This is a genomic window from Paenibacillus sp. AR247 (assembly GCF_002968895.1).
GTDB classification, from domain to species: Bacteria; Bacillota; Bacilli; order Paenibacillales; family Paenibacillaceae; genus Paenibacillus_AQ; species Paenibacillus_AQ favisporus.
On record NZ_PCZT01000023.1, the window covers coordinates 23,771 to 30,346 of the forward strand.

At 48.7% G+C, this 6,576-nt stretch carries 10 protein-coding genes and 1 tRNA gene; 9 read left to right on the top strand and 2 right to left on the bottom strand.

Going from position 1 to position 6,576, the window contains the following annotated elements; all coding sequences use genetic code 11:
- The 4 genes from CPT76_RS29115 to CPT76_RS29130 all read left to right on the top strand — a co-directional run.
- The coding region (locus CPT76_RS29115) for a ParA family protein (RefSeq protein ID WP_146116471.1) at positions 1-352 on the top strand (352 nt) is incomplete at its 5' end.
- Positions 345-1,184 carry a ParB/RepB/Spo0J family partition protein gene (locus CPT76_RS29120; RefSeq protein WP_105445368.1) on the top strand — a complete coding sequence of 280 codons (840 nt, stop codon included), beginning with the start codon at positions 345-347 and terminating at the stop codon, positions 1,182-1,184. The genes CPT76_RS29115 and CPT76_RS29120, both read left to right, overlap by 8 nt.
- 92 nt (positions 1,185-1,276) lie before the next feature.
- Complete coding sequence (locus tag CPT76_RS29125) at positions 1,277-2,425, top strand: aminotransferase class V-fold PLP-dependent enzyme (protein WP_105445369.1); 1,149 nt, start codon at positions 1,277-1,279, stop codon at positions 2,423-2,425.
- 209 nt (positions 2,426-2,634) lie between these two features.
- On the top strand, positions 2,635-3,135 hold the full coding sequence (locus tag CPT76_RS29130) for a DUF4446 family protein (RefSeq protein ID WP_105445568.1): 501 nt from the start codon (positions 2,635-2,637) through the stop codon (positions 3,133-3,135).
- On the opposite strand, the gene yyaC is transcribed toward CPT76_RS29130, so the two are convergent.
- Positions 3,110-3,715: a spore protease YyaC gene (yyaC, locus tag CPT76_RS29135; protein ID WP_076172492.1), complete on the bottom strand. Its 606-nt coding sequence runs from the start codon at positions 3,713-3,715 to the stop codon at positions 3,110-3,112. The two genes, CPT76_RS29130 and yyaC, sit on opposite strands and share 26 nt — an antisense overlap.
- Before the next feature lie 144 nt (positions 3,716-3,859).
- On the opposite strand from yyaC, the gene CPT76_RS29140 reads away from it, so the two are divergent.
- The 4 genes from CPT76_RS29140 (at position 3,860) to CPT76_RS29155 (ending at position 5,435) form a co-directional block, all read left to right on the top strand.
- Positions 3,860-4,120: a putative Se/S carrier protein gene (locus CPT76_RS29140; protein ID WP_105445569.1), complete on the top strand. Its 261-nt coding sequence runs from the start codon at positions 3,860-3,862 to the stop codon at positions 4,118-4,120.
- 6 nt (positions 4,121-4,126) lie between these two features.
- Complete coding sequence (locus tag CPT76_RS29145; protein ID WP_374954743.1) at positions 4,127-5,056, top strand: mechanosensitive ion channel family protein; 930 nt, start codon at positions 4,127-4,129, stop codon at positions 5,054-5,056.
- A gap of 2 nt (positions 5,057-5,058) precedes the next feature.
- Positions 5,059-5,277 (top strand): DUF951 domain-containing protein, encoded by a 219-nt coding sequence (locus tag CPT76_RS29150; RefSeq protein ID WP_076172490.1) that lies wholly within the window; start codon positions 5,059-5,061, stop codon positions 5,275-5,277.
- Positions 5,278-5,344: 67 nt separating this feature from the next.
- Positions 5,345-5,435: transfer RNA gene (locus CPT76_RS29155), tRNA-Ser, on the top strand.
- A 436-nt stretch (positions 5,436-5,871) separates the two neighbouring features.
- On the opposite strand, the gene CPT76_RS29160 is transcribed toward CPT76_RS29155, so the two are convergent.
- Complete coding sequence (locus tag CPT76_RS29160; protein ID WP_076172489.1) at positions 5,872-6,066, bottom strand: YjzC family protein; 195 nt, start codon at positions 6,064-6,066, stop codon at positions 5,872-5,874.
- Positions 6,067-6,267: 201 nt separating this feature from the next.
- On the opposite strand from CPT76_RS29160, the gene rpsF reads away from it, so the two are divergent.
- The gene (rpsF, locus tag CPT76_RS29165; protein WP_076172488.1) at positions 6,268-6,555 is read left to right on the top strand and encodes a 30S ribosomal protein S6; all 288 of its coding nucleotides are present in this window, start codon (positions 6,268-6,270) and stop codon (positions 6,553-6,555) included.
- The last annotated feature ends 21 nt before the right edge of the window (positions 6,556-6,576 follow it).

The window sequence follows — 6,576 nt, forward strand, 5'->3', positions numbered from 1 at the left end:
ACTTACTGCCGCTGACTCGGTCATTATTCCTATCCAGTGCGAATACTATGCCCTTGAAGGATTAAGCCAGCTGCTGAATTCGATTCGTCTCGTCCAGAAGCATTTGAACACTTCGCTCCGAATTGAAGGCGTTCTGCTTACCATGCTGGATGCTCGGACGAATTTGGGGATTCAGGTGATTGAGGAAGTAAAGAAGTACTTTCAGGAAAAAGTGTACCAAACGATCATTCCGAGAAATATTCGACTTAGTGAAGCTCCGTCTCATGGTCAGTCGATCATTACGTATGATCCGCGTTCGAAAGGCGCTGAGGTATATTTAGAGTTGGCAAAGGAAGTGATTTCGTATGAGTAAACGATTGGGTAAAGGGCTCGATGCTTTAATTCCTTCACTTTCGATTAATGAAGATGACAAAATCGTAGAAATCCCACTCAGCCAACTTCGTGCCAATCCTTACCAGCCGCGCAAGGACTTTAACGAGGAATCAATTCAGGAATTGGCCGAATCGATTCGTCAGCATGGGGTCATTCAACCGATTATTGTACGCAGCGTGCTCAAAGGATACGAAATTATTGCAGGGGAGCGGCGCTTCAGAGCTTCGCAATACTGCGGCAAGGCCACCATCCCGGCTGTGGTTCGCACATTCAGCGATCAGCAGGTGATGGAGATTGCCTTGATTGAAAACCTGCAGCGCGAGAATTTAAATGCCATGGAAGTGGCTGTTGCTTACCAGGGCTTGATGGATCAATACTCACTGACGCAGGAAGAGCTGTCGTTGAAAGTGGGGAAATCCAGATCCCATATAGCAAACTTCCTTCGTTTGTTGGCTTTACCGGATGAAGTCAAAGACTATGTTTCACGTGGAACAATTTCCATGGGCCATGCGAGAGCGTTGGTTGGTCTCAAGGATTCATCCCTCATCAAGCAGTTGGCGAAGCAATGCGTCAACAATGAGTGGAGCGTACGGGATCTTGAGGAGGCTGTGAAACAGCTCGACCGGAAACCGGCGGATAAGAATAAGGTGAAAGTCAAAAAGCGAGATCCTTATATCGATAACTTGGAAGAGTCCCTGCGGGAGCGGTTTAGAACGACAGTGAAGATCAAGCAAAACAAAGATAAAGGCAAAATCGAATTGAACTATTACAGCAAACAGGACCTGGAACGGCTGCTGGAGTTGTTGCAATAAAGATCAGTGGATGGGATGACGCGTCTAGGTGATTCCTGAAAAGGACCGACGATGCGTCATTCTTTGTTCCTTGGATCGGAGTGAAACGGGATATGAACGCAGTTGTATATCTGGATCATGCAGCGACTTCCTGGCCGAAACCGCCTGGTGTTCTGGCAGCCATGCAAAAGGCGATGGAGGAAGCGGCGGCGAATCCAGGACGAGGGAGCCATCAAATGGCTGTGCAAGCGAGCAGGGTTCTCTTTGAAACCCGCCGGGTGCTAGCTCAGTTGTTTCGGGTGAAGAACCCGAATAACATCATTTTCACTCATAACACAACCCAGGCATTGAATATGGCGATCAAAGGGATCTTGAAGTCCGGTGACTATGTCGTTGCGACGATGATCGAACATAACTCCGTACGGAGACCGTTGGAATATTTAATGCGGACACTGGATATTCAAGTAGATTACATTGGGGTAAATGATCAAGGAGAACTGGACATGCAGCAGCTGGAGGCATGCTTATCCAAAAATCCGAGGCTGGTGGTTTGCAGCCATAGCTCGAATTTGTTGGGGAGTATTCTGCCAATCCAGCGAATTGGTGAGCTGGCACGCAGCAGTGGGGCAGTATTCTTGGTAGATGCTGCACAAAGCGCCGGGGTGCTGGACATTGATGTGGAGTCCTGCTGTATCGACATGTTGGCTTTTCCGGGCCATAAAGGGCTGCTCGGTCCGCAAGGGACGGGAGGGCTTTACTTATCGCCGGAGATCGAACTGGAGCCGCTGATCCACGGAGGAACGGGCAGCCAATCGGAGGAAAAGGAAATGCCCAGCGTAAGGCCGGACCGGTATGAAGCGGGGACCTTGAATACGGTCGGAATTGCCGGGCTAAGAGCAGGGGTAGAGTATGTGCTTAAGGAAACCCCTCAGCGGATTTATGAGCATGAATGGGCGTTGACCCAAATGATGATCGATGGGTTGAAGGGTCTGCCAGGTATGAACTTGCTTGGTCCGGCACAAGGGAAGGAAAGGACCGGAATCGTAGCCTTTACGATCGAGGGCCGGGATTCTACGGAAATCGCCTTCCGCTTGGATCGGCAATATGGAATCGCAGTCAGAGCGGGGATGCACTGTACGCCGTTGGCTCATTATGCGGTGCGAACGGATAAGACCGGAGCAGTGAGGGCGAGTGTGGGTGCGAACAGCACGGAGCAGGAGGTTCAACGGATGGTTGAAGCGATGCGCGAGCTGGTTCGTTAACTAGATGGCCTGACGCAAGCTTCGAAATCTATTTGTAATCAAACCTCGATGGCAAGACAAAACCGGTTCTCCCCTTGAAGCTGAGGGACAACCGGCAGAAGTAGATGTTTGGAATTTTTAACTGTATAGTATCAAGGGCCATGAATATGTGGGATCACGATACGTCTTGGGAACGGGTAGGTCAAGATTGAGGAAAAGGAATGAACAGCATGTCGGACTTGAATGATTTAATCAGCGAACAATTACCAGGAATCATTGGCGGGATCGTACTCCTCATTTTGATCTTGCTCGTGTTGGTGCTGACACAAGGGGCAAAGCTTAGAAAAGTTCGCCGCAAATACGAAACGATGATGGCCGGCAGCGGGGTGGAGGATTTAGAAACACTGCTCATCGATCTAAAGACACAGGTGGACAGCGTGGAGGATGAGCAGCAGCAGCAGCGTGAATCCTTGTCGCTGGCATTGAACAAGCTTCAAACGATCAAGGGTAATATCGGTATTAAACGTTACAATGCATTCAGCGAACGAGGGAGCGATCTAAGCTTTTCGATTGCGATCGTTGATGCCGATAGAAGTGGAGTCGTCATCACTGCGCTGTACAGCCGTGACAGCTCCTATGTTTATGCCAAGCCGGTAGAAGCCGGGCAGTCGACTTATCCCCTTTCACCGGAAGAGGTAGAGGCGATTACTCTAGCCTTGCAAAAAGCGTAGTACGGGCCTTCCATTCCTTAATAGCGGAATGAAGGCTTGAGGCAATAATTTCGGACAAACGCATCACCAAGCTCAGCCTGGTGTTTTGCAATACAAAATATTCCATAAAGCCGCCGACATTAACGATACCCGTCAAATGGATATCGCCAACCGGCGGTAATTCTTTATGTACGCCTGCACCGGGTTTGAGCGGGCCGTTGGCGACTTGAATGCAGCCTACACTGGAGGATTGTCCAAGGCACGCATCGATGCCGATGACAAATGGGTTGTCATACAGCGAATAGATCGAGGAGAGCGTCTCCTGGAGATTAACGGCATGCACAGGCTCGTCCAGCGTGCCAAACAAGTGAAACCATGGACTTTTATACCGGGCCAATGCGGTGCCTACCAAAGGACCGAGGCAGTCGCCCGTGGACCGGTCGGTACCGATACATACAACGATAACCTGTTGATTTTCCCCGGCTTGAGAGAGATGAAACAGAAGACGATGAATAATAGCGGAATGGATTTCAGGGTCGGTATGTGGTATTTTTAAGCATGTAGGCTCCTGTTTGGGAGACGTTTTTGGCCACTGAGTCATAGAATCTTCCTCTCCTTGCATTTGGTAGTAACTAGTATATGGAAGGAAGAGGGTTTTTATACTTCATGCAGGAATTCCATAGAAAAAGTAATGCGAATGAATGCAGCACAAATCAAGGTGGGGGATAAACGGATGGTGGCGGAGATGGAAACCTGGATGCTGATTGCTTTTGATTCGACACAGCAGGCGCTGCGCGCCGAGATGCTGCTTGAATATGCGGAGATTGAAATTGATTTATTTCCTACACCAAAGGAAATTACAGCGGGCTGCGCACTATCGATCCAGTTCCCGCCGGACCAGCTGGATAGCGTACAGACGATCATCCAGCAGGAGCAGGTGGAGATTCGAGGAATCTACTTCAAAGACAGCACAGAGGGCTATAAGAGCATCGAAGATAGGAGGTAGAGTTGATTGAGTAAGTTTTGGCTGGAGGAGACCATTCCCAATCCAGAGCAGGCTGTCAAGCAGGCAGTAAGTATCGGCGATAAATTTTGGGACTGGGTAACCAATGTAGATATGTGGACCAGCGTGCTGTTTTCAGGCATTCGGATCATAATTCTGTTTTTTGTTTCCCGTGTCATTATACGGGTTGTATCCAAAATTATAGACAAGTCGCTGGCGAGACAGGAACAGAGCCGGATGAACGTTAATCCGCGGAGGTTCGCCACGGTAGCCGAGCTGCTGAAAAACGTAACGGCGGTCACCTGTAATTTTATTATGGTGCTCCTGATTCTGTCGGAGTTCAACTTTCATTTGGGACCGCTCCTTGCGGGAGCAGGAGTGCTTGGTTTGGCCATAGGTTTTGGCGCGCAAAGTTTGGTTAAAGATGTGATTACCGGATTCTTCATTATATTAGAAGACCAATTTGCGGTAGGGGACGTTATCCAGACAGGGACCTTCAAAGGCACCGTAGAGATGATCGGCCTTCGGACCACACGCATCGTAAGCCCTACCGGGGAAGTTTATATTTTGCCTAACGGTTCCATCGCCAGCGTAACAAACTACTCCTTATCCAATGCGCTCGCGGTTGTTGACCTTCCCATGAAAAACGAGCGAAACCTGGAAGAAACCGTAGCCCTGATTAAACAGGCGCTTACCGGCATTCAGCAGCGGGATTCTAATGTCATTTCGGTGCCGAATGTACTCGGGGTGCAATCCTTGAACACAAGTGAATATGTCATCCGGATCGTAGCCGAGTGTATGCCAAACACCAAAGGCGATGTCGAACGGCAGATTCAGGCCGACGTGAAGCAGGCGTTGGAATACGAGGACACGATGAAACAGGCACAGGCGGAGCTTGCGGCAGGTAAAGAAGGGAACAACGAAATGGGGGAAGGATAATGGTGGAACGTAAAGTGTTTCAGCTCGGAGATATCGTCCAAATGAAGAAAAACCACCCATGCGGCAGCAACGAAATGGAAATTATCCGCATGGGAATGGATATCCGGATCAAATGTGTCGGCTGTCAGCACAGTGTATTGATCCCGCGGGCGAAGTTTGAGAAAAACATGAAAAAGGTGCTTCGTTCGAAATCGGAAGAGGGAATGGAAGGGCAGGCTTAGAAATAAATAGCTTTGGGGTAAAGGGCTTGCACAAATGATGGACATGTGCTATAATCAATTTTGCTGCGGAAAGGTACCCAAGAGGTCTAAGGGGGCTGACTCGAAATCAGTTAGGCGTCGCAAGGCGTGCGAGGGTTCGAATCCCTCTCTTTCCGCCACATTCCCTTATTTAAGTGACTGCGCATAGAATACATACGGCGAAAACCTTCAGTCGAAGAAACTGGAGGTTTTCTTAGTTGTTGGAGCGTTTCCCTTTATGATCCTTTGCTTTCATAATAAGAGGGGAAGCGGCATTACGGCTATATACAAACCAAAGGAGGACCCATAAGGTCCTCCGATTTGGCAGGCGATGCCATGATTTTTTGGAATTCATCCACACAACACTTCAGTAAGTGAAACTCGGGTCAGCCTTTAGCAAATCTTTGCTTTAGACAATAAAGTGTTTTTAGCACTTCCCTCCGCTTCTTGAACGTGCTGTTTCTGACTTCCTGTGCTTTGTTGCGTTGATCATGTCCAACGGAACCACACCTCTCTCAAGCACCGCCTGATTGTAATATGCGCAGTTTTCGGGCGCTTATGCATCCATTTGTAAAATTAGTGGACCCGCGCTTTCGTCATCCGTTTCCATTTGCGGTCTTTCTTCGAGGTCTCTGGAAAGGTATCGCCCTTAGCCAGCTCGACCCGCTGCGGATCCGTGATTTCAGTATGGAAGCTGTTTTCACCAACCTCCATGTATACGCCGGGGTTCGGCGCTTTGTCGCCTGGTTCGAATTCGGTTCTTTCACCCATGGACAAGGCCTCCTTTAATCGTTAAAATGGACTGCCTCTGTAGTGTGTACCCTTGGCGGAGAATCATGTGTGGAACAGGATCAATACGGCATTGTACTTGCAATCATTGGGCCAATTTGATATATTAATATGGTGCGAGTTTAGACTCGTTCCTTGCTCCTGACATGATCAGGGGCCGAAGTCCATAAGGAGGTGAAACATATGCGCAAATATGAAGTGATGTACATTATTCGTCCTGACATTGAACAAGATGCTGTTCAAGCCGCAGTCGAAAAATTCCAAGGCATCATCTCCAACGGTGGAGAAATCACTAAGCATGAAGTGATGGGTAAACGCCGCCTTGCGTATGAGATCAACAAATTCCGTGACGGTACTTTTGTTCTGGTTAACTTCAGCGCCAACCCTGACGTTGTAGCCGAACTTGAGCGCCTCATGAAAATTTCTGACGAAGTAATTCGTTATCTCATTACGCTTGACGTTGTTGCTTAATATCCGTTTACGGAATTAGTG